The following is a 21,886-nucleotide window of genomic DNA, read 5'->3' on the forward strand; positions in this document are numbered from 1 at the left end:
GCCGACTACTGCAACTGGCTCATCTAGGATGCAGCTTGAGATCTGATCAACGACCATTTTCGAACAATGGCGTGCGCTTGAGCGAAGTAGAACCCCGCGTAGTCGCGTTCGAGCGGCGAGCAGGCAGGCTCGAGTAAGACGCTGGCTGCGCCGTCACGAGCGGATAGGGCGTATTGAGTGCGGTGGTGGGCGTCGGTGGCCGCCACTGCGTGGTGAAGATCGGCCCGGGCTTTGGCCAGCTCGACGTTGGTAGACATCGCTGCAGCGTGCACCACGGATCTGGCGTCTGATGCCAATGTGTTGTCGGTCATGAGCGGTTCCTTCCGGGCACGGGATCGGGGGCGGGGTGAGACCGCATCGGTGAACGCGCAGGCCGGTCCTGAGGTCGGTGACCGCCCTGCGCAGGTGCTGCGGGAAGTTGCGGCCGTGGACTGACACCCCCTGATTGGAGCGGCAACGGCCGTGCCGGGCTCGGTGGTGAGCCGGGCGCGCCACGGTGGGCGTTTGAGTCGACGCTCGGAGGCTGGTGAGGATCCTTCGCGTTGTTGCTGTGCCCCTTGACTTTCGAGGCGACTCCGGCCGCGGCGATGGCCGGGAGGACCACCTCGGGGGCCAGGACGGCCGCGCCGGCTTCTGCGGCACCGGCCGCGGCACCCCCGGACGCTCCGCCTGCGGCGCTGGCGCGTCCCGCCGATGCCGCGGCTGATCCCGTGGGAGTGGTGGAGGGTGGGGTGAGTTTCGTGGTGGCCCGGCCGGGTTGTCCGGCGGCTGGGCGTCCGGTGACGGGCGCGCGCGTGAACGAGTCGCCGCTGGCGGTGTCACCGGAGTTTGACGAACGCGAGAACCGTTCGCGGGCTTTGTCGGCCAGGTCGCGTCCCTGCGCCACTTTGGCTTCGCCACGCTGATATCCGGTGTTGCCCAGGTGGATCGCCTGTCGGACGGAGTGGACGAGGTCCTGGCGGGCGCGGTCGTGCAGGATCTCGCGCTTGAGGTACCAGAAGACGCCGGTGGCCACCGCCGACCACAGGGCCACCAGGACGAGCATGGCGACGGGGCTGGTCATGCCGACCTGTGACGCCAGGCCGCCGGGGGCAACGGTTTTGAGGATCAACAGGGCTGCGATGCAGGTGTAGAGCACGTAGACGAACACCAAGAAGGCGTGGCGGAAGAACTGTTCGAGACGGCGGCGTGCGCGCCGGCGCGGCGCGCCGTGAATCATGGCCGGCCCCACGGCGAAGACGGCCATGACGGCGTTGAGCAGCGCGGCCCCGCAGACCATGATGTAGCTGTAGGTGATGTAGAGGACGAAGACGGCGAAAAACAGCCCCAGCAAGCAGAATCCGACGCCGAGCGCGAAGACGCTGCCGTCGATGCTTTGCGCGTAGTGCAGGGCCTGGGGTGCGCCGCAGGACTGCATGGCGTGCGCGGGGGCGTCGCGCACGCCGCTCATGATCGCGGCCGACCAGTCGTGGCCACAGTTGCCGATGGAATCGACCGTGGTACCGAAGTTCCAGAGTTGTAGCGGGGCGCGCAGCAGCGCGTCGGCCAGGACGCTGGTCAGGTGGCTGAGCTGCCCGGTGGCGCCGCCGGTGGCGATCGGGCCGTTGTTGGTGGCTGCCTGGGCGACGCTGAAACCGAGTGTCCTGGCTTGGTTGAGCACGCCGTCGTCGCCGGTCAGTTCACCGAGCGGGTCGCGGGTGAGCCAGAGCCCAAGCATGCCGATCGCGAAGGCACTCAGGATGATCGCGGCTCCGTGGCCGCGCCGACCGTGCCACAGGATGTGGAAGGCACCGACGCCGATTCCGAGGATGAGGCAGATCGGGAACACGTGGAGGTCGACGAGCAGCTGGCGCAGTGCCTCGAGGATGGGTTTGAACCAGGTGGCCAGCCAGTACAGCCAGGTGCTCGACATGGCGAACTTGAGCAGCCACAGCACGCCGGCGAGCAGGAAGATGTACACCGACGCTTGGGCTTGGACCCAGCTGGCGACGGTCTCGTGGGTGAGACCGGTGGTGATCGCGTGCGCGCCCCAGCGCATCCAGGAGCCGGGGTCGACCACGCTGACGTCCGGGCCGCCTTCGGTGAGGGCTTCCATGGTGTCGACGGTGGACAGGAAGTAGGCCCCCACCGGAACGCCGTAGCTGTCGGTGATGCCGGTCCAGTTCAGCGCGGCGGCCATGGTGGCGGCCGTTGCCCGCGGCGCGGTGATCAGCGCCCACACCGCCAATGAGTGGGTGGCCAGCCAGACGACGAAGACGCGGCGCTGCTGGGGGTGAACGGCCAGTTCGTAGCCGATCCGCTCGGCCACCACGTCCCGCAGTGGCGGGCGTATCGGCACTACCGCGGTGGTCATCACGCTGCTCCTTGGTCTGGTGTGGTGTCGAAGAGCCGGTGCAGGGCTTCGTCGGGTTCACGCGCGACGCGGATCGAGCCGAGCCGGCGGAATTCGTCGATGAAGAACGCGCGGCCCTCCAGGTCGCCGCGGCCCCGGGCGGTGGTTCCCGCCTCGTCGACGGCGTCCTCGTCGAAGGCGGTGGGGTCGCGCATTTGGTCGGCGGCCGGTTTGGCGAGGAAGAAGTCTTGGAACTCCGGGTACTCGTCCAACGGCAGTCCCACGGTCGCGGCGACGGACCGGGCGATGGTCTCCTTCTCGAAGGGCACGATGATCTGCTGGGTGATGAATTCGTCGCCCATGAGCGCGAGGTCCTTCAGCGGGTTCTGGGTGATGATGATCATCCCGGTGTAGTGCTTGCGAGCGCGCCGGCTGATCAGGTGGGCATCGCGGGCCCCGGTGCGCGAGTTGAGCAGCGGGCCTGCCTCTTCCAGCACGATCAGACCGAACCGGTTGGTGTTGTTGAAGAAGCTCACCCGCGCCAGGCGGACCAGCATGCCGTAGACGGCGATGGAGGCACGCTGGCGGTCACTGAGTGCTTGGTAGAGGTGCGGGTTGGCCATTTCTTCGGCGTCGGGCAGGTCGAGGCTGCCGGTCTGCCAAATGGTCACATCAAGCGTTTTGAGGTCGGGGATGGGCAGGGTGTCGTCGAAGATCGCTTGGGTGAATTCGTAAGTGGCCCAGGAGGCGAGCGCCAGCAGCACCGGACGCAGGTCGTCGGCGAGCTGCACGACCTGCGTCGGCCGGGTGTCGGCTTCGCCGACTGGGGTCTGGATTCCTCGGATATAGCTCATGAGTGTTGCGGTGCTGGTGATTCCGAGAGTTCGACGTGCTTGCGGCGTCAGGAGGGTGCGCAGTCGGCCAACGGCGACGCTGCGCACATCGAGGCCCAGCATGGGAATCATGTAGTCGAGCCAATAGGAGCCTGCGACGCGATCGGGGAAGATCCGCAGGGCGTCGCAACCGAATTCACCGCCGGCCATGTCGATGACGGCCTTGTTGGGTACGTCGGCCAATGCGGTGGCCCACTCGCCGTATTCGTCGGGTTCGACGATGAAGGCTTGCGCTCCGCGCTGCAGTTCAGCTTTGACAATCCTTTTGGCGGTGTAAGACTTTCCGTAACCGGGGGCACCCGCACAGATGAGGCAGGGGTTGTGATTGCGGCGGGCGGTGCCGGGCAGGTCCAACAGCACGGCGCTGTTGTTGGCGTTGCTCTTGTTGAAGCCGAGCAGCATGCCGGTGGAGCTGCCCAGCTGCGCGGAGATCAGCGGGACAAACCGTGACCACTTGGTGGCGGTGGTGGCGTGGCTGAATTGATTTGCACCGCTCTTGTGTTGGGCGACACCGGGGTTGAAGATGACCACAGGTGGGTGTGTACTCCGCGGTAATGGCGCACGACGATATGCCCGGATTGGGTCAGGTCCTCACGCAGGCGCTTGATGCTGTGGTCGAGGGTGCGAGCGTCGGGGGCGCCGACGTGGACGAAGAACGAGGCCGTCATGGGCTGTTCGTCGATGTTGGCCGACAGCAGCCGGTTGTATTCCGCGATCTTGCGTTCGGTGGACTGCAGCTCGGCGTACCCGTTGCGGACGTCGCCGCGGTGGTCGTACTGGTCGTCGATGTTGCCACGTGCGCGGTCGTTGCGGCGGAACTCCATTTCCCGCGGCAGGGCGGTGAGGTTGATGGCGAAGTCGAACACCGCACCGGTGTCGAGATCGTCCAGGGCAGAGAGGAATTCCGAGCCCGGGAACACGATGCCACCTTCGGGCGCGTCGACGACCGGCAAAATTGCCTGATAGCTGTCAGGGCTCGACGGGCCGGGTTCTGCGGCCGAGACGCGCATGTACTTCTTCCAGGACGGCAGGGCGTTGAAGATGCCGGGCCGGCGCGGCCGGTTCATCTGGTCGCCTTCGTCGAACGCGGCGGCGGGCAGCTGGTCGGCGTGGATGTTCGCGGTGCCGACATGGCGGCGGCGTGGCAGCGGATCGAAGTAGGTGCCCAGCCAGGCGTTGTGCCGCCAGAACCACCCCGACATGGCCGGCGTGACCGGTACGGGCGAGAATTCGGGCGGCAGCGAGTTGGCGATGTCATAGGCCAGGTCGGTGTAGGCGCGCAGGGACGAGTCGGAGTCCTTGTCCCTGCCCGCTACCCAGTCTTTGAGCTTGGTGGCCTGCCCGACGACGTTGTGACCGGCACGGCCGGCGTCCACGGGCACCATCAGCCAGTACAGGCGCGTCTTGGGCGCCTCCTCGGCCAGATGGTCGGCCACCTGGGCGCAGCTGAGGACCCAGTCGGTGCGGTCGCGGTAGCCGTGCACCATGGCGCGTAGCAGCTGATGCTGGTCCTGCGCGACACCGAGGCCGTAAAGCCAGCTGTCGGCGGGTAGTTCACGCCCGAGCAGCATGTGCAGGTCGGCCACGCCCGTCTTGCGCCGGATGGATTGCAGGTGGTACGGCAGTCCCGCGAGCAGAAAGCCCGCATACACCGATCCATCGACGCCGAACCAGAGGTTGTCGACCAGGTGGGGGCGCGCCAGGATTCCGGTGTCCGCGCTGGTGTGCACGACCGGGCGCGCGACCGCTTTCAGCGCTCGCAGGCGGAACGCCATGCTGGGACGTGCGCGCGGCACCATCGCCCCGAGCCCGGTGAGGACCGCGGTGAGGACCGCGCCGGCGAGCAGGATGCCTAGCGCATGACCCGAGCCGAGGTTGAGGACGGACAGCAGCAGCGTGGTGACCGTGCCCACGATGGCGGGCACGGCCACCCACACGCGCAGCGGCTTGTCGAACAGGACGTTGGTGTAGACCGGGGTGTCGTGGACGCCGGTGAACAGCTGTGCGGTGTCGCCCATGATCAGCCGAACTGCCCGGAGGTGACGCCGGTGCGGTTGTCGACGGTCTGCTTCGTGGAGGTGTAGATGGCGTAGGCGCTGCCGGTGATGACGGCGCAGATGATGCCGGCGGCGACCCACCCGATCGCCGACCCGATGCGTCCGCCGCCGAAGGCCGCCAAGCCGCGGGCTCCTCCGGCGAGCAGGAACAGGAGGGCGAGGATGACGACGCCGAAGGTGTAGAGCCCTTGGGTGCCTTGAACGAGGTCGGCCACCGCCAGGATGCGGGTGTCGGAGAGCTGAGTCATGTCGTGTTCCTTTTCGTGAGTGGTGGTGGGTTATCGGGCGGGTTGCCCGAGGCTGGGTGCCACGGGGGTGAGCTGTGCGGTCCCGTTGAGCAGGGGCCCTGGATCAATGCGGGTGACGCTCCAACTTCCGGACTGAAGGGTCAGGGTCAGCGGGTACTGCTCGGTTTGTGGTGCATACCGATTGGTGAGTTCGGTGACGGTGGCCAGCACCTCGACGGTGCTGCCGTCCGGGGGTGCCTGCTGGCCGGTGTCGACCATGCGGGTGGCGATCAATCCGGTCATCAGGACGCGTTGGCAGGTGCTGACGGCGCTCATGCCTGATCCGGCGGCGACGTAGCGTTCCAGTCCACCCACCGGAGTCAGGTAGCTGTTGAGGAAGCCGGCCACGGTGTCGGAGACGGGATTTCCGGTGGCACGGTTGCGGCCCTTGTCGTCGGGTGCGCCGACGGGTAGCGAGGCCGAGTAGTTAAGGGGAAGGGTGGCGCCGCCGCCGCCCTCGTTGACGGTGGCCAGCAGCCCGGACGTGCGCAGGCCGTACTTGCTGAACAAGACATTCACTTGGCGCAGCGTGGTTTCCGGTGTGGCGCTGTCGTAGGCGCGCTGGTTGACCCGCACGACAACTTGCCACTGTTCGACGTCGCTGTAGGTCGCGGTGAGTGCGATCTTGGCGATGACGGTGGAATCGACCACCACCGGCGGTGTCGTCGGCAGTGACCGCAGTTCATCCGGTGCCCAGCAGGTGTTGAGCGCCGACCGTTGCGCCTCGGTGACGGTGAGCAGGAGCCGCACGCAGTTCATGGCGTAGCCGCCGACGTAGTCCGTGCGGTTGACCGCAGCGCGGGCGGGGGCGTCGACGTCGAGGGGTTCGTCGGTGATCCAGCCCCATATGGTGCTCAGAGCGACGATGGTGCACGCGGCAAACGCGATGGCGGCCAGAGTCTTTCGGATCGTGGAGCCGCCGGTGTCGAGGCGCCTGCGCCAGGTGTTGGTCAGCATGCTTGGTGGCGTGGACATGATGAGTAAGGCCTTTCTCACAGTGGGGGGTGGCCGAGGATCTTGATGGAGGACACCGCCACGGTGTTGTCGACGGGATCGGAGTTGCTGGTGTCGGTTGTCCCGAAGGTGGGGTCTTGGCTGGGCGCGGTGCTGGGCTCCGGGCCGGCCACGGGGGCACCGAGGACACCGTCGAGTAGGCCACCGCCAGGCGAAGGATCCGTTGTGAGCCCCGCTGTGGGGGCCGGGCTGTCAGCCGGCGGGCGTGAGGTCTGCAGCACGATCATCTGGATCTGCGAAGCCAGGACGCCCTGGTCGGGGCCGTTGGACGGCATGGGTTGCACGACCGGGCCGTGGGCATTCTTGGTGTCCTGGGTGACAACCGTGCGGTCAGCGCCGTTGATCAGGATCCACTGGACGCGCGTGACGACACGGTGAGCCATCCATTGGTCGGCGCCGCTGGCGTCGGTGCCGACCCATCCAGGCGTGATCGAGATGGCGGTGACCTTCATCGGTTTGCCGAGGTCCATGGTTAGGACCTGTCCGTCGGAGTCGCGCATGCACACCCACGCCCGTGTGGGGTCGTCACTGGCGACGTCCTGCGCCGAGGCGGACCCGGCCTGGGGGCAGGGCGAGGACGCCTGGAAGGGGATCGGCACGTCCTGGGTGGGGTCGTTGACCGGCAGCGCAGCGGGAGCGGGCGGTGGCGCGACCGCGACCGTGGCCGACGGTTCAGTCGGCGAGGTGGCCACCGCGGGGCTGGACTGCATGCCGACCATGGCCGCAGCCACTCCGATCGTGACTACGGCGACCGCGCCGGCGAAGCCGATGACGAGGGGCTTGCTGAATCGCGGTGGTGGCGCGCCCATTTCAGCGTCGCGGTTCGGTTCGTCGTCTACGCCACCGTCGGGGTCGACGGGTAGTGCAGGGCCGTCATCATGGCGGCCGCCGTCGAGGTCGACAGCGTAGTCGTCGCCGTAGTCCATGCCGGCCTCGTCGCCATCGCCGGACTTGCGGTCGAACCCGGCGTCGGGGTCGTACCCCGCGTCAGGATCGTCGGTTCTGATCGGTTGCGTGCCGAAGACCGGCGCCTCGACCTCCTGACCCATATGGGGCGCCTCAACGTCGGGCGCCCCGGTATCGCTCCATGCAGCAGACCCGTCGCCGGTCCCCTCCGCGTACCACGGATCAGCGGCGGGCCCGTCGTCCAGGTCGAGGGATCGGAAGTCCTCCTCCTCACCGGCGATCGGGGCGACCTCTTCTTCGTCGATGTTGGCCAGAAAGCGCTCCGTGCTGCCGTAGCGGCCGGATCCGGTGCTCGTCACCGCGTCACCTCCACGGGTATGTAGCAAATGCAACGGATAGCCGAATGGGAGTGGCGTGGCGGCGTCCTCCTATGGAGGACGCGTCCGCTGTGCCGGCCTGAGGTCGCGATAGTCATGAAAGCTCCTTCGATGTACTCGAGATGAGCGTAAAGGCGGCCAATACTCGCTTTCTACGTCCATAGCTAAAAGGTTTCGGTGATTGTTAGCGTCTGTTTTGTGAGCGCGATACCGAGGGACGGGACAGGTCGTCTTCTGTATTTCCTGGAGCAGCGTCTGGCGCAACTGCGCTGGACGCGGGAGGATTTGGCCACCCAAGGCGGCCCATCGCCGTCAACGGTGTACAAAGCCATCGCCGGGGGTCGGCAGCCAACGGAGCGCACGTTGGCCCGACTCGAGTTGGCGTTGGGCTGGAAAGCCGGCTCGGCGCACCAGATCATGGCGGGCGGCGCGCCCGCGATCTCGATAACACAGGAGGTCGCGACCGTCGCGGCCCGAATCGACCAAGAGTTGGCGCGCGGGGAATCCTCGGGTGTCGGCCGGACCGCCAAAGAGCTGCGTGAGTTTCTTTTGGGCGTCGCTCAAGGCCTGGAGCGCTTCTACTCTGGAACTGAGCACGCGGCCAGGGAGATGCGCGATGTCAGCGCCAGCTGACCGGTTCGACGAAATTCGCCGTAAGTGGATCGCCCGACATCAACACACCTTCATATTTCAAAAACGGCGGGCCGAAAGTTTGGCCCGACAAATTCGCGACCGCGCGCAAGAATTGAGCGGAGCGCGAGTCGACGCTGCCGACGACGACATTATTCATCCCCTTTTAATGCGCCCCGTGAAAACGCCGTACGCCGGGCTGGATGCCGTGATCGTTGTAGTCGCCGCGGTCCTGGCACCCCTGGGCTGGATTGCCGGGCGCGCGGCCTACAACATCGTCATCCAGCTAATCCCGGATGCGCTGCGCTCGTACCCGGTCGCGGCCTTCATGTGGGCTTCTGTCATCACCGGGCTTCCGCTGGTCTTGCTCTATGACCCGGACGCCACGCTGAACCAGACCGTGCTCGTCCCGTGGCTGTTGGGCCAGCTGCCGGCTGCGGCACTGGCGGCCGGCATCTACGGCATCCTCGAAGGCTGGTTGGCCGTAGATGGTGCCCGAGACTGGTGGCCGATGCGGCCACCGCCTGCGGTCGAGAGCGTCGACTTTGGCTTCGAGGTCGACGGCTTTGCGATGCCGGAGATCTTCAACACCCATCCCGCGCCGCCGGTCGGCGAGCGCACCCCCTTCACGCGCGAGCGCATCACACGGGAGGACCGATGACCTACAAGCCCCCGCCCACACCGTTCTGCGGCTTCGTCCGTGACAAGGACACCAACGCCCGCACGGTCGCCGAATCCGGGCCGATGGTCCTGGTTTCGGCACCGACCGGGGCCGGCAAGACGCGAAGCGTTCTGGCGCCGGCGGCGGTGTTGTGGACCGGCCCAGTGGTCGTCGTGAGCTCGAAAGACGACTTGTTTCAGCTTGTGGCACAACGCCGTTTTGGTCCCCAGGCACTCATCGACCTGCGCCCTGACTATGACGCGACCTATCCCGGGATCACGGCCATGTCGTTCGATCCCACGAAGATGATCACCACTCCGGATCAGGCCGTGACGGCAGCCAACACGATGATGCAGATGTCGGCCGTCGGCATGGGGTCAGGCGTGGACTCGGTCTCTGACGCCGGAATTTGGGAATCCAACACCGAAGGCCCCTTGGCCGCGATGCTGTTCGCCGCTTCCCGCAACGGCGAAGGGATGGACTGGGTACTGCTGGCCGTCGACAACATGGAGTGGGATGAGGACAAGCTACCCACCGAGCCGGGCTGGCAGATGGCGGCGATGGCGGTACAGAAGTATCCGCTGTTCTACAACGCGCTGCGCCGAACCCTCGACATGGATCCCAAACAGCGCGACAGCATCGCGTTGACGATGCGCAAGGCCGTGATGCCCTGGATGCGACTGTCCCTGCGCGGGAATCAACCCGAGGCGTTCACCGCCGACTTTCTCGATGATCCGAGCGCCACGCTCTACGTACTGTCCTCGCCTGAGGGTGCGATCGCCGGCGCCGCGGTCACCCTGCTGGAGAATCTGGTGAAGTTGTGGCGGGCCAAGACGGCGCGCAAGGAGATGACGCACCGGCTGCTCATCGTGATCGACGAGGCCGCCAACGTCGCGCCGATGCCCGCGCTCCGCCGCCATGTAGGTGAGGGCCGCGGTCTCGGGGTGAATCTTCTCCTGGCGGTGCAGGCGTCCAGCCAGTTCGACACCGTGTACGGCAGTGCGTACGCCAACGAGCTGCGCGACATCTTTCCGGCCGTGCTGATCCTGTTCGGAGCCCCGGAGATGGAGATCCTGCGACGCGCCGAAGAGTGGAGCCTGCTCTCCACGCGCAGGCAGGAATCGTTCGATCAGGCCAGCGGATCGAAGACGTTGTCCTCCAACACCGACAGCACGCTGGACTACCGACGTCTGCTTCCCACCAACAGGAACCGGGCCAGGTTAATCCTGCGCGGCACACCCGGAATCGAAACGGAGCTGGAGGACTGGGGGGCCTTCACGGCGCTGCTCGACGATCAGGTCCGACGGCTTGCTCAGCACCGACAACGCAAGAATGGCTTTTCCCCCGACCCGGCTAATCGAATCTCGTTGTGGGGGCGAGTTACTGAACGCCGCCATCAGGCTGCCGAGGCAAGCAGGGGACCGCGATGACCGCGGCACCAAGGGCACAGTCATGGCCATCGGTGTCGCCCGAGGCCCAGCGTCCTGCTGAAAGGGCGGCGCTGCAGGCTCGCGTCCTGGAGGTTCTCGCCTGCAACGACGCATCATCGACGGCCGCGGTGCGCTACGCACTCAACCACCCCGATGCCGAACAGCACGTCGTCATCGAACAGGTCTACGCGTCCTTGGTGGCGTTGGAGCACAAAGGGTTGGTGTGCCGCAGCACCAATGCCGCCGGGACCCGTCCGCTCTGGGAGCTGCGGTCTTCAGATTTCCCGCCCGAAACGGCGAGGTCACACATCATGGCCCGCACTGCCCCCGCTCCCGTGTCCGCATCATCCCCCGCGCCGACGCCGACGACGATCGCGGACCATATCGCCCGGATCGACTCTGTGGCACAAGCACACTGCCTTGCAGAGGTCATCCTCGAGAAGTGGGACACCGGTGTTTGGCAACGGTGGAGATCGTTGGCCGTAGCACCGCTGGCCGGGTGGCGCTACACCGCGAGCCGCCACGATGTCAGCGGACGGATCGACTGGATTCTGCGCGGGCTGGCCCACCGGGCGCAATGGGTGCGCGCGGCGCAACACGTGCGCCATGATCAACAGCTCCACGAGTGCCTGCGGTCGGTCGCCAGACTCGACGGCCGCCGGTTCGGCGACGTGGGCTGGATGCTGGTGCTGGCGCTGCTCCCGTGGTCGTCCTGCGCTGGGGCGCACGCCGTAGCACCGATCACGGCGGCACGGTGAAGCAGCGGCGGGGCCCGTGGCTCACCGGGCTGATCGTGGCCCTGGGCGTCACGATCTGGATGGTGGGTCAGGTCATGGGCGGCGTGCTCGCCATGACCGGCTACGTCTTGTCCCCGTTCCCGGCTGGTCCCACTCCCGACAGTGGCGTGGTCGGGTTCAACGCACCGCCGAGCCAGTGAGGCACCCGTGATGAAGATCGGCATGCCATCCGCAGCACCTGCTGCAGCACAACGCCTTTTCCCGCACCTGCAGCGTGAGAACGCGCACCACCCCTGGACATCGACGGCCCCCTGCGCTGCCCGGACGACACGATGAGGACAATATGGCCCGCGGACGTAAAGACGCTGAGCAGCCGGATTTGTTCAGCCTCTTCGACGAGGAGGGTGGCGGTGACCAGTCCAGAGATCGCCCAGATCGTGGCCGAGGTCTACCGCCAGCATTTGACACTGCCAGCGGAGTGGACGACGGCGCAACGGCAGTCCTTCCTGGACAAGACGGCGGCCACGCTGAGCCGCCAGGTCGCGGAGTTGGCGGCGGAGCTGGGGGAACAGACCGTGCAGGAGTGGATGGCCGAGCACGGCGACCATCCGGATTACCTCACGAAGGTCGGACTGCTCAACACCGCGACGGCATCGGCGAAGGAAATCGTGTTGTCCCAGCAGCTCTACGAGTTGATCCCGCCGGAGCCGGAGTCGCCGGACGAGGACCGCGACCCGCCGAGTCCCACCGAGACGCCGCCGTGGACGCAGCGCTGGACACACACGCGGTACCGCACCGAGCCGAACGAGGAACTGGAAGACCTGGTGGCCAGTCTGTGGCCGGCCCCGGAGTTCTCGGCGGTGTTCCGGATCAAGGCGGGCTACCTGCTGGCCGCGCGCGCCGAGGACCAGCTGCCGCTGCCCCGGCAGGCTCACGACCCGCTGACGGCCGAACTGGCACAGATGGTGTTGCAGGATTTGCGCGACGACGGGCTGCCCGCCCGCTAGAGGCCCAGGGCTCGTTGTTCGATGAGCCCGACCAGCCCACCAATCCCCGCACGATCGATCCCGGCGGCGCGGACTTGCCCGCCCCGGTCCCAACGGCCCTCACCGCGCCGGCCGCCAGCGACGTGGAGACGGACCTGGGCAGTGCGGCGGATTTCCCGGCCAGCACCGAGGTCCTGGTGCCCTCGGGGTCCAAGTCGCGCGCGAGGGCCAATCTTGCCGCTCTGGAGCTGGTGCAGCGCCTTCGGGCGGCCGAACGACCCGCCACACGTGCCGAGCAGCGCGTGCTGGCGGCATGGTCAGGCTGGGGTGCCGTCCCGGAGGTCTTCGACGTCCGCAACGAGGGCTACGCACCCGAACGTGAACGCCTACGCGAGCTGCTAACCCGCGACCAGTACCGGCAGGCCGAGGCGTCGATCCTCAACGCCCACTACACCGACCCTGCTGTGGTGGCGGCGATCTGGGAAGCGTTGGGTCGCGCCGGTTTCACCGGAGGGCGGGTTCTTGAGCCGGGCTGCGGAAGTGGACACTTCATCGGGCATGCGCCAGCAGGGGCGGTCATGGTCGGCGTCGAGAACGATCCGATCACGGCCGCGATCACCGCGGCGCTCTACCCGTCGGCGCAGATCCGCAATGAAGGCTTCGAGACCACGCGCGTGCCGGAAAACAGCTTCGCCGCCACCGTTGGCAATGTGCCGTTCGGCCGGTTCGTGGTCCACGACCCCGCGCACAACGCGGCCCGACATAGCATTCACAACCACTTCATCAACAAGTCGCTCGCGTTGACCGCACCGGGGGGCTACGTCGCGGTCCTCACCAGCCGCTACACGATGGATTCTGCCTCCGATGCGGCACGGCGCGCCATCGCCGAGCGCGGTGAGCTGATTGGCGCCCTGCGGCTGCCGTCGCGCGCGTTCAGCCGCGTGGCCGGCACCGAGGTGGTGACCGACCTGCTGGTGTTGCGCCGGCGCACCGAACCGGTCGACCTGCGCGCCGAGCGCCCGATCTGGCTAGACACCGCGCCCATCTTCCTCGACGCGGACACCGCCGGCGCCGCGGCGACCCCGATCGCCATCAACGCGTACTTACACGAACACCCTCACCACGTCCTGGGCACGATGGAGGTGGGTCACGGCCTGCACGGCAGCCCAAACCTCGCCGTGGCGGGCAGCACCGGCCTCGCGCTCGCCGCCCAGGTGTCCGCCCGCCTCGGCGAGATGGTCGACACGGCGCTCTCACGCGGCGCGGGCCTGACCGCCACGGCCGCGGACTTGACCGTGGTGTCACTGCGGAGCTTCGATCCCGGCTTGCTTACCGCCGCAGACCTTGGCGAGCAGACCGGACTGTTCACGCTGCGCTACAGCGCCGAAAGCCGCCGCATCGAATACTGGTCGGGCCACGCATGGGAGACCCATGACACGGCGAAGACGCTGATCGCCGAGACGCGGGAGCTGATCGCGCTGCGCGATGCCGCCAACAGTCTCATCGTGTCCCAGCGCGACGGGCGCCCCGCCGCTGAACGCGATCAGCTGCGCGCACACCTGAACCATCGCTACGACTCCTACGTGCGCCGCCACGGCCCGATCAACCGTTTCAGTTGGGTTCGCCCCAAGGACGTCACTCAGGGGCGTCACGATCAGAAGGTCGCTGCGGCAGAGGCGAAGTGGCGTGCGAAGGAAGGCGAGCCCGGACTGCCCTACAACGGGTCGGTTCCGGCCGAGCTGCTCGACAAGTGGGACACCGAGGCCTGGCGCGCTCCCGCGCCGTACAAGAAGCGCCGCCATCTCGACGGCGGGATGCGCCACGACCCCGGCTGGGCGGTGGTGTCCTCGCTGGAGATCTTCGACGAGGCCACCGGACAGGCCCGCAAGGCCGAGATCTTCTCCACGGATCTGGTGTCCAAGCGCACCGAAGTGCTCAGCGCTGCAGGGCCGGAAGAGGCGTTGGCGGTGAGCCTGGACCGGACCCGGCGCGTCGACCTGGACCTGATTGCCGGCTTGCTCGACGTCGACAGCGCCACGGCGCGTCATCTGCTGCAGGGTCTGGTCTATCCCGACCTCGACGACCCCGACGAGCTGGTGCCGGCCACCACGGCGCTGTCGGGCAATGTCCGACAGAAGTTGGCCGCGGCGAGCGCCGCGGCACACGCCAACCCGGTCTATCAGGGCTACGTGGCGGCTTTGCGCGAGGTCATGCCCGTCGACCGCACGGCCGAGGAGATCCGGGTCCGCCCGGGCGCGCCCTGGATCCCCGCTGAGGTCGTCGCGCAGTTCGCGAAGGAGACGTTCCAGCTGACGTCGGTGACCGTGGAGCACATCGCCGGGCGATGGGTGGTCGACGTGCCTTCTCATCACCGCTTCGGTCGACTGATGACCGAGACGTGGGGAATGCCCCGCAAGGGCTCTGACGCCGTGAGTCTGTTTGAGGCGCTGTGCAACTCGCGCAGCGTCGTCATCAACGACGATAAGGGTGTCCTCGACGTGGAGGCCACCTTCGCTGCGCAGGCGAAGGCCACCAAGATCAGCGAGGAATTCAGCCGGTGGGTCTTCGCCGAAGAGGCTCGCCGCGAACCCCTGGTGGGGGAATACAACCGCCGCTTCAACTCGCTGCGGGCGCCGCGCTATGACGGGTCGCGACTCTCGATGCCCGGCTTGTCCGACCGGTTCGTGCCGCACTTCTATCAGCGCAATGCTGTAGCGCGGATCATCGCAGAGCCCACAGTTCTCCTGGATCACGTTGTGGGCGCTGGGAAATCTGGCACCATCTTCATGAGCGCGATGGAACTCAAGCGCCTGGGTCTTGTGCGCCAGCCGTGGATCGTGGTGCCGAATTCGATCATCGACCAGATTGGGCGTGAGGCCAAGCAGTGGTACCCGGCGGCCAACGTTCTTCTGGGCTCGGCGGCGACCACCGCGGAGGGACGGCGGCGGCTGATCGCCCAGTCGGCGGCCAGCGACTGGGACATGGTGATCATCCCGGAATCCGCCTTCACCGCAATCGGCGTCTCGGATCGAATCCGCGCCGACTACATCGACGAGCAACTCGACACCCTGCGTATCCAGCTGGAGCAGGCCGGAAGTGACCGGTCGAAGAAGGCCATCGAGCGCTCACTGAAATCCACCAAGGAACGCCTGGAGCGACTGACCGCTCAGGACACCAAAGACACCGGTCTGAATTTCGAAAACAGCGGTGCCGATTACCTTTTCGTGGACGAGGCGCACTATTACAAGAATTTGCAAAGGGTCTGCAACATCACCGAGTTGAACTGTACCAACTCCTCTGAGCGGGCCGAGGACCTGGCACTGAAGCTGCGCGTGTTGCGCGACCGCCGGCGGGAGGAGGCCAAGGCAGCCGGCATTCCGGCGCACCGCGTCGTCGAACGGGTGGCCACCTTCGCGACCGGAACCCCGATCGCGAACTCGCTAGGCGAATTGTGGGTGATGCAAACGTACTTGCGCCCTGACTTGCTGGAGGCCGCCGGCGTGGCAGACCTTGGCGACTGGGGGGCGGCGTTCACCGCCACGCATACGACTGTGGAGGTCAACGCGACCGGCACGAAGCTGCGTCCGGTCACCCGGGTCGGAAAGTTCACCAACCTGCCCGAGCTGTTGGCATTGTCGTCGGTCTACTCCGACGTCGTGACCCGCGATCAAGTTCCGGTCGAGCTGCCACCGCTGATCGGCGGGCAACGCCAGGCCATCGTGCTCCAACCCGACATCGAGGTCGTCGACTTCATCGCCGATCTCGGCTATCGCGCCGATCATCTCGATACCAAAGCGCCGCACCGCGACAACATCCTCAAGATTGCCAATGACGGCCGTAACGCTTCGCTGGATCCGCGGCTGGCCCATCTGGACGCGCCCACCGCCAGTAGGGCGGCTGCGGTCGCCGACGCCATGATGCGGACCTACCGGGCTACCCAGGACCGGGAATACCGGCACCCGCAGACCGGTGAGCTGATGCCGCTGCGGGGGAGTCTGCAGGTGGCGTTCTGCGACCGGGGGACGCCGTCGAAAGACCTGGAGCAGTTCACCATCTATGCCGCGATCAAAGACGAGCTGGTCGCGCGCGGTATGCCGGCGGAGAAGATCCGGTTCGTCCACGAGGCGCGCAAGCCCCATGAGGTGGGCCTGCTACGTGAGCAGTGCATCAACGGCGAGGTGGCGGTGCTCATCGGAAGCACCGAGAAGATGGGTACGGGGTGGAATATTCAGGTCCGCTTGGCAGCCCTCGATCACGTCGATGTTCCTTGGCGCCCAGCCGATCTGGAGCAGCGCGAGGGCCGCATTTTGCGCCAGGGCAACCAGAATCTCGACGGAGTCGAGATACGCACCTACGTCACCGAGGGCACCTACGACACGGTGATGTGGCAGAAGGTGCAAGCCAAGTCGTTGTTCATCGAACAGGTGCGCCGCAACGAGGTCGCCGACACCGAAATCGAGGACCTCTCCGGCGGCGACATCGGTGCCGCCGCGGCCGAGACGAAGGCGTTGGCCACCGGCGACCCCCGATATCTGAGGCAGGTCGAGCTCGACGAACAGGTCCGACGACTCCTGGCCCTGGAGCGTGCGCACCAGGAATCGATGCGCCGCCGCGATTGGCGCGTCGCCGCCCATGAGCGGACCATCCCACACAAGGAAACTCAGCTCGCCGAGTTGGCGCCGGTGGCTGGTCGGGCGGCGACGCATGTGTCCGGCAAGACGCCGCCGGCGATCGTCGTCGGCGGCGTGGCCGCCGGGGACAAGGCGGTCACCGCGGAGCGGTTGGCCGGGGCCTGCCGCCGGGCGTTCCTCGACGGCCGTGACCGGGGGGCTTCGCAGTACAGCCATGTCGGGGTGACGGTGGACGGGGTGGATCTGCTGGCGGCGCGCGATCTGACCCATGACTCCCTGCTGCTGAGGTTGGCGACGCCCTCGCGCATAGTGGAGGTGAAGAAGGACGATCTGCTGACCCTCGGTGCCGACGGCTCCGGAGCCAAGACGCGCGGGTTGTTGACCCGGGTGGAGAATTTGTACCTGGACTTGCCGCGTCTGCAGGCCACGATGATCAGCGAGCTAGATCAGGACCGCGCGGAGCTAGCCGACCTGCTCGATCACCCGCCGGGCCCGTTTGAGTTCACTGGTGAACTCACCGACCGGCAAGCCGAGCTGGCGACCCTGACGCTGGAACTGCGGCTGGCTGCCGAGAGCCGGGAAGCGATGGCCAAAGCCGAAGCGGCTCAGGCACGAATGGCTCAGCGGGGACGCGAGCCAGGGTGGTCACTGCTCCACAATCCGACGCCCTATGTGGTAGAGCAGTCAGGTTTTCGCACTGCACGCGAGCTGCGGGAGGCTCTGCGCGAAAGCGACCTTCGCGCGGTGCTGGCCGATGCCGAACTGCCAGAACCACGGTCGTCAACCAGCAAGGAGGATCTTATGGTGTTGCGTGCTGAGGTGGATTTCGTGGAGGCGGCCGGGGCGATCAGCCCGGCCACGGTGTACCCGCCCCCGCCGCAGGGCTGGCAGGACCTCGACGACCCGGCCCGCGCCGCGGTGTCGACGATCACCGCGAGCATGCAGGCCGTCCAGGTGCTCACCGTGGCCCCCGACGCCGACAAGCACGCCACCCTGACCGCGATCACCGACGCGGTGCACGGTAAGGGCAAGCACGTCCTGGCGATGCCAGCCACCGACACCGCGACCGCATTCGCCGACACCCACCGCTACGCCGAACGACTCACCGACCCGGCCACCACCCGCCGCCGCCTCGACAACGGCGAATGGACCATCCCACCAGGCAACCTGCTCGTCATCGATGACGCCGATCACCTCGACGCTAATCAGTTGCGCTACTTCACCGAACACGCCGCCCGTAGCAACACCAAACTGCTGCTGGTGCACACCCCGACCGAAGGACGAGACCCCGCGCACAGCCTCGTCGACGCCCTGGCCGACAACCTGCCCTGGGCCCAACACGTCGGCACCCCCACCCGGCGTGACACCGCCCTCGACCGCGCCGCCACCCATCTCGCCGAACGCGAGCCGGTCACCGCCGAGGACCGCGACGCCGCCGAACTACTCGCCCGCCGCGACACCATGCAGAGCACCTACCAAACCCGACGCCACCCCAACCGCACCCCACGTACCCGCGACCACGGCATCGACCTCTGACAACGAGCACCTGGACTTTGACCGCTAATCCGGGAGTCGTCTGATCGCGAATTAGGAGTCCGTGATGCCGCGGCGAAGTCGTCGACTGTGGATTTGGGAGTCACTTATGGTCCCGTCACGCGGGTTAGATATCGGCGTGTGCCGAGCGCTACCTAAACCCGCCAGGCCCAGCGGTCCCGACCGTCTAGAAGAGAAGGTCTTTCGGACTGCCGGCGGCGTGGTGAACGACCCGAATGCTGTTAATCGGCTGTACGCGTTGTGTATGTGTATGTGTATGGATTTACGGATTAAAGTCCGACGGTCTGGAGCAGGCTCTCCAGCTTTGGGTCCCGGCTTTGATCCGTTGGCCGCGGAGATCTTGAGCCGACGGGGATCGACAGCAGCTCGTCACCCGTCGAGCTTCCAATCACAGTTGATCACCTTCACGACCTGCCCCTCTGACAGGGTCATATAACTCGGGCCGAACGAAGTGTCGCCTCCCGTGGCCTCGGTGAGGGAGGCGTCCTTACGTGGAAGGAACGTAACGTGTAGTTGCACGCTGTGACCGAGGATCGTGGCCCAGTCGTCAAATAGCTGCCAACAGCCACGTCGGTCCCGCCGACGAACGTCCCATCACCGAACGATCGCGCTGGGCCAGGCGGAGGTGGTGGGGGTGGCACAACAGCCGGGGCAGCCGTCACCGTGCTCGTCTGTGCCGGGGCCGTGACGGTCGTCGTGATGGTGTGTGCAAGTGGAGTTGGGCCGCCCCCGCACGCTGTCAAAATAGCTGCTAGGTAGAGCAACTGGGAGACTGGGGTGTGCGAGCTGCATCCGGCGACAGTGATCGACGACCCAGCCGACGAGTGCGTCGCTCCCATCGCGGCGACGGTTGTTGTCCTAGTGCGAATGCGAACCAAACTCGAAGATCACCACGTCGCCGACTACGCCACAGCTTCAAAACCTCACGCAGCCGGCACTGTCGAGGCTGATCCTTGTTCCGATAACGAAGGTTTTTGGGACAGCCCGGTCTTATGCAACTCGGCGGGAGCGGACGTCGACCCGGCGGGTATGGCTGACGGCGCTGATTGCCATGAGGGCACGGGTGTCCACATGCGACATCGCAGGTGTGCTCTGTGCGCGACGATTGATCCGCTCGGCGAGATCGAGCCCATCGTCGACAACACCCGCCAGATGTTGCCAGCGCCAGACGGGGCGCTCGATACGAGCGACCTCATCGAGGTTCCTGGCCCGCTGAACGATCGCGTGCGCTCGAGCATCACCTAGTAGTGCCGCACCCCCTGGAGGGCAGCATTCGGCGTCGACGCAGATGATTCGCATCCACAGGTCGCGGTGTTCGCGGATCGTCTCCAAGGAGCGCTTGGGGATGCTGCGGAACAGCTGTGGGATGTACACCGGGCGGGCAGATCTCGGCCCCGACGATTGAGGCTTTCGATGAGCGTTGGCCCTAGTACCCAGATCACAGCTCTCACGCCATCCGATGCCACATTCGTAGCCAGCCGCACCTGCTGCGACGCAAACCTCGCCGAGATGCCCTTGCTGCCAGGCGATTACGGGGTAGTCACGGCGTAGTCGCTCAACCATCAAAACCACGTCCATCACGCGGTCGTGTGTCCGTACGCCTTGATCGGTCTTCGATGCTGCGAGTGCGACCTCGCTGGGCGCCAATGCAGAGAGGGCTCCCAAGACGGGGGCCAGTGCGGCGGGTCCATGGACGGGATGCAGTGCACGCCACCCGAGGGCGAGCAGCGCGGTCGTGGACAGGGCGATGTTCTTTCGGTCCAGGTATCGGCGAGTGCGATACCACAGTCCCGCTTGCACATCGATCCACCCGTCGTCGAGTCGGTCGAGGTGGACATAGGGCGGAATGATCGCGGTGGCACCGTGTGAAACCTGGTATTCAACGACCTCGGCGACCAGTTCTTCTTGAGCGAAGACGTCGACGTCGCTGGGAGCAAGCTTGGCTGAACGGCCAAAGGGCAGCAGCGCCCATGGGTCATCTGCGTGTTGTACGCCTTGGAGGTAGAAGGTCTGGGGATCTATCAGGAAGGGCACGCCGGCTCGGCGCGCGGCTGTGAGAACGCCATCCCCACGGCTCGAGGCGGGGACATGCGCGTCGACCACGATCCTGGTTGGCCGGGCGGAGGCTTCGCGACCCCCGTCGAGTCCATAAATGCGTCTGAGCAGGGCAGCATCCATCGTGGACGCCCTGACCAATAGTTCCGCCATGTCCGTCACTCCCTCCACTTAAAGGATAGCACGCCAACACGCAACTAAATACGCAACTTGAAAAGCAACAAAATTGCAGCATAATAAGCATGTGACACTGAGAGCGGACACATGAGAGACACTCCAACGCCCATGAGGAAGAAGCGGGACGCCGCCGCTGGACAGGTTCACGAACCCGCAGAACCTGCGTCAGTCACTTACATGCGCGTCGTCGAAGAGGTGACCAAGGCCGGCTTTACACAAGCAGAGCTTGCCAAAGCAGTAGGTTCCGGACCCCGCGCGGTTCAGAACTGGGCCAGCGGCCAGAACACACCACGCGGCGAGGCGGTCAAACGGCTCCTGGACGTCCGCACGGTGGTGGAGCTACTTGGCGACTCCTATACCGACGAAGGTATCGATATTTGGCTGCATGCTCGCAACCGCAACCTCGACATGCGTCGACCCATGGACCTCATCGTCGAGGGTCAGATAGAGAAGGTCATCGACGAAGCCAAATGGGTGGCAGGTGGAATGTAGGCGATGGACTCTCTTCCTGCGCGCCTGTCTCAAGCCACCCCAGCAGAGGTGGATGGCACCTGGCAACGTCATGTTGCGGCGCGGTTCGCCGACACTGCGCTCATGGGACGATCGGCAAACGGACGATGGGGAGCAGAGGGAGGCTTCCCGGTTCTCTATCTGGGCAGACCGACCGACTCAGTTACCGTGGAGGCGTATCGACATTTGATCGATCCATTGATTGCAGACGACGACGTACCCCTGCCGCCGATTCGACCGCGCGCCTTGATCACATGCGAGGTGTCGGTCAAGGAAATTCTCGACCTCAGATCATCGACGAACCGCGCACTAGCCGGAATCACACCCGCTCAATTGGAATCCGAGACATCGGACAGGGCCGCTTACGCGGCCTGCCAGAATGTCTCCGCAGCGGCTCACCAACTCGGCTTCCACGGCATCGTTACCCCCGCCGCGACCAAGCTGGGCCAAACTCTTGTGCTGTTCACCGACCTGTTGCCGACCGAAGAACAACCCGTCCGAACGGCAATGGAGATGTGGGTTCAACTACCGCCTGATCCGCGAAAGACTAAGCAGCGCAGTACATTACGAGTGGTCAAGTAATAGCGAGATAACGATCGGCGGTAGCCCCCCGTCGGCGAACGGCATGGCCGAAGCTTGCCCATCAAGG

The 21,886-nt window shown here is 66.1% G+C and carries 17 protein-coding genes; 9 read left to right on the plus strand and 8 right to left on the minus strand.

Features of this window, described 5'->3' with window-relative positions:
* Positions 1 to 23: 23 nt before the first annotated feature.
* From ACVWWN_RS00060 to ACVWWN_RS00090, 7 genes are read right to left on the minus strand one after another with little or no spacing between them, the layout of a single operon-like run.
* The gene (locus ACVWWN_RS00060; protein ID WP_457142084.1) at positions 24 to 311 is read right to left on the minus strand and encodes a hypothetical protein; all 288 of its coding nucleotides are present in this window, start codon (positions 309 to 311) and stop codon (positions 24 to 26) included.
* Positions 308 to 2,353: a hypothetical protein gene (locus ACVWWN_RS00065; RefSeq protein WP_457142085.1), complete on the minus strand. Its 2,046-nt coding sequence runs from the start codon at positions 2,351 to 2,353 to the stop codon at positions 308 to 310. The genes ACVWWN_RS00060 and ACVWWN_RS00065 overlap by 4 nt, the downstream gene beginning before the upstream one ends.
* Entirely contained in the window at positions 2,353 to 3,756 is a 1,404-nt protein-coding gene (locus ACVWWN_RS00070; protein WP_457142086.1) for an ATP-binding protein, read from the minus strand. The genes ACVWWN_RS00065 and ACVWWN_RS00070 overlap by 1 nt, the downstream gene beginning before the upstream one ends.
* The gene (locus tag ACVWWN_RS00075) at positions 3,657 to 5,243 is read right to left on the minus strand and encodes a hypothetical protein (protein ID WP_457142087.1); all 1,587 of its coding nucleotides are present in this window, start codon (positions 5,241 to 5,243) and stop codon (positions 3,657 to 3,659) included. Before ACVWWN_RS00075 ends, ACVWWN_RS00070 begins: the two co-directional genes overlap by 100 nt.
* A gap of 2 nt (positions 5,244 to 5,245) precedes the next feature.
* A complete protein-coding gene (locus ACVWWN_RS00080) occupies positions 5,246 to 5,530 on the minus strand; it encodes a glycosyl transferase family 39 (protein WP_457142088.1) in 285 nt (94 codons plus the stop codon).
* Between the two features lie 30 nt (positions 5,531 to 5,560).
* A complete protein-coding gene (locus ACVWWN_RS00085) occupies positions 5,561 to 6,544 on the minus strand; it encodes a conjugal transfer protein (protein WP_457142089.1) in 984 nt (327 codons plus the stop codon).
* Between the two features lie 17 nt (positions 6,545 to 6,561).
* The gene (locus tag ACVWWN_RS00090; protein WP_457142090.1) at positions 6,562 to 7,848 is read right to left on the minus strand and encodes a hypothetical protein; all 1,287 of its coding nucleotides are present in this window, start codon (positions 7,846 to 7,848) and stop codon (positions 6,562 to 6,564) included.
* Between the two features lie 216 nt (positions 7,849 to 8,064).
* Here ACVWWN_RS00090 and ACVWWN_RS00095 point away from each other — a divergent pair, with 216 nt between their 5' ends.
* From ACVWWN_RS00095 to ACVWWN_RS00125, 7 genes are all read left to right on the plus strand, one after another.
* Entirely contained in the window at positions 8,065 to 8,499 is a 435-nt protein-coding gene (locus tag ACVWWN_RS00095) for a helix-turn-helix domain-containing protein (protein WP_457142091.1), read from the plus strand.
* 175 nt (positions 8,500 to 8,674) lie between these two features.
* Positions 8,675 to 9,157 (plus strand): hypothetical protein, encoded by a 483-nt coding sequence (locus tag ACVWWN_RS00100; RefSeq protein WP_457142092.1) that lies wholly within the window; start codon positions 8,675 to 8,677, stop codon positions 9,155 to 9,157.
* Positions 9,154 to 10,587 (plus strand): type IV secretory system conjugative DNA transfer family protein, encoded by a 1,434-nt coding sequence (locus ACVWWN_RS00105; protein ID WP_457142093.1) that lies wholly within the window; start codon positions 9,154 to 9,156, stop codon positions 10,585 to 10,587. Before ACVWWN_RS00100 ends, ACVWWN_RS00105 begins: the two co-directional genes overlap by 4 nt.
* Positions 10,584 to 11,345: a hypothetical protein gene (locus ACVWWN_RS00110; protein ID WP_457142094.1), complete on the plus strand. Its 762-nt coding sequence runs from the start codon at positions 10,584 to 10,586 to the stop codon at positions 11,343 to 11,345. Before ACVWWN_RS00105 ends, ACVWWN_RS00110 begins: the two co-directional genes overlap by 4 nt.
* A complete protein-coding gene (locus tag ACVWWN_RS00115; RefSeq protein WP_457142095.1) occupies positions 11,342 to 11,524 on the plus strand; it encodes a hypothetical protein in 183 nt (60 codons plus the stop codon). Before ACVWWN_RS00110 ends, ACVWWN_RS00115 begins: the two co-directional genes overlap by 4 nt.
* 210 nt (positions 11,525 to 11,734) lie before the next feature.
* Complete coding sequence (locus ACVWWN_RS00120; protein WP_457142096.1) at positions 11,735 to 12,331, plus strand: hypothetical protein; 597 nt, start codon at positions 11,735 to 11,737, stop codon at positions 12,329 to 12,331.
* A 74-nt stretch (positions 12,332 to 12,405) separates the two neighbouring features.
* The gene (locus tag ACVWWN_RS00125) at positions 12,406 to 18,477 is read left to right on the plus strand and encodes an AAA family ATPase (protein ID WP_457142380.1); all 6,072 of its coding nucleotides are present in this window, start codon (positions 12,406 to 12,408) and stop codon (positions 18,475 to 18,477) included.
* A 1,008-nt stretch (positions 18,478 to 19,485) separates the two neighbouring features.
* On the opposite strand, the gene ACVWWN_RS00130 is transcribed toward ACVWWN_RS00125, so the two are convergent.
* Positions 19,486 to 20,703, minus strand: a complete 1,218-nt coding sequence (locus tag ACVWWN_RS00130; protein WP_457142097.1) for a hypothetical protein — start codon at positions 20,701 to 20,703, stop codon at positions 19,486 to 19,488.
* A gap of 201 nt (positions 20,704 to 20,904) precedes the next feature.
* On the opposite strand from ACVWWN_RS00130, the gene ACVWWN_RS00135 reads away from it, so the two are divergent.
* Both ACVWWN_RS00135 and ACVWWN_RS00140 read left to right on the plus strand, forming a co-directional pair.
* Positions 20,905 to 21,219: a helix-turn-helix domain-containing protein gene (locus ACVWWN_RS00135; RefSeq protein ID WP_457142098.1), complete on the plus strand. Its 315-nt coding sequence runs from the start codon at positions 20,905 to 20,907 to the stop codon at positions 21,217 to 21,219.
* A 3-nt stretch (positions 21,220 to 21,222) separates the two neighbouring features.
* Positions 21,223 to 21,819, plus strand: coding sequence for an RES family NAD+ phosphorylase (locus ACVWWN_RS00140; RefSeq protein ID WP_457142099.1), 597 nt, complete (start codon positions 21,223 to 21,225; stop codon positions 21,817 to 21,819).
* The last annotated feature ends 67 nt before the right edge of the window (positions 21,820 to 21,886 follow it).

This window comes from Mycobacterium sp. URHB0021 (assembly GCF_054057895.1).

Coding starts and splice junctions, on each gene's coding strand:
- ACVWWN_RS00075 (WP_457142087.1), bottom strand. CDS start 5,243: ATGGGCGACACCGCACAGCTGTTCACCGGCGTCCACGACACCCCGGTC.
- ACVWWN_RS00080 (WP_457142088.1), bottom strand. CDS start 5,530: ATGACTCAGCTCTCCGACACCCGCATCCTGGCGGTGGCCGACCTCGTT.
- ACVWWN_RS00060 (WP_457142084.1), bottom strand. CDS start 311: ATGACCGACAACACATTGGCATCAGACGCCAGATCCGTGGTGCACGCT.
- ACVWWN_RS00140 (WP_457142099.1), top strand. CDS start 21,223: ATGGACTCTCTTCCTGCGCGCCTGTCTCAAGCCACCCCAGCAGAGGTG.
- ACVWWN_RS00065 (WP_457142085.1), bottom strand. CDS start 2,353: ATGACCACCGCGGTAGTGCCGATACGCCCGCCACTGCGGGACGTGGTG.
- ACVWWN_RS00130 (WP_457142097.1), bottom strand. CDS start 20,703: ATGGCGGAACTATTGGTCAGGGCGTCCACGATGGATGCTGCCCTGCTC.
- ACVWWN_RS00135 (WP_457142098.1), top strand. CDS start 20,905: ATGCGCGTCGTCGAAGAGGTGACCAAGGCCGGCTTTACACAAGCAGAG.
- ACVWWN_RS00105 (WP_457142093.1), top strand. CDS start 9,154: ATGACCTACAAGCCCCCGCCCACACCGTTCTGCGGCTTCGTCCGTGAC.
- ACVWWN_RS00085 (WP_457142089.1), bottom strand. CDS start 6,544: ATGTCCACGCCACCAAGCATGCTGACCAACACCTGGCGCAGGCGCCTC.
- ACVWWN_RS00110 (WP_457142094.1), top strand. CDS start 10,584: ATGACCGCGGCACCAAGGGCACAGTCATGGCCATCGGTGTCGCCCGAG.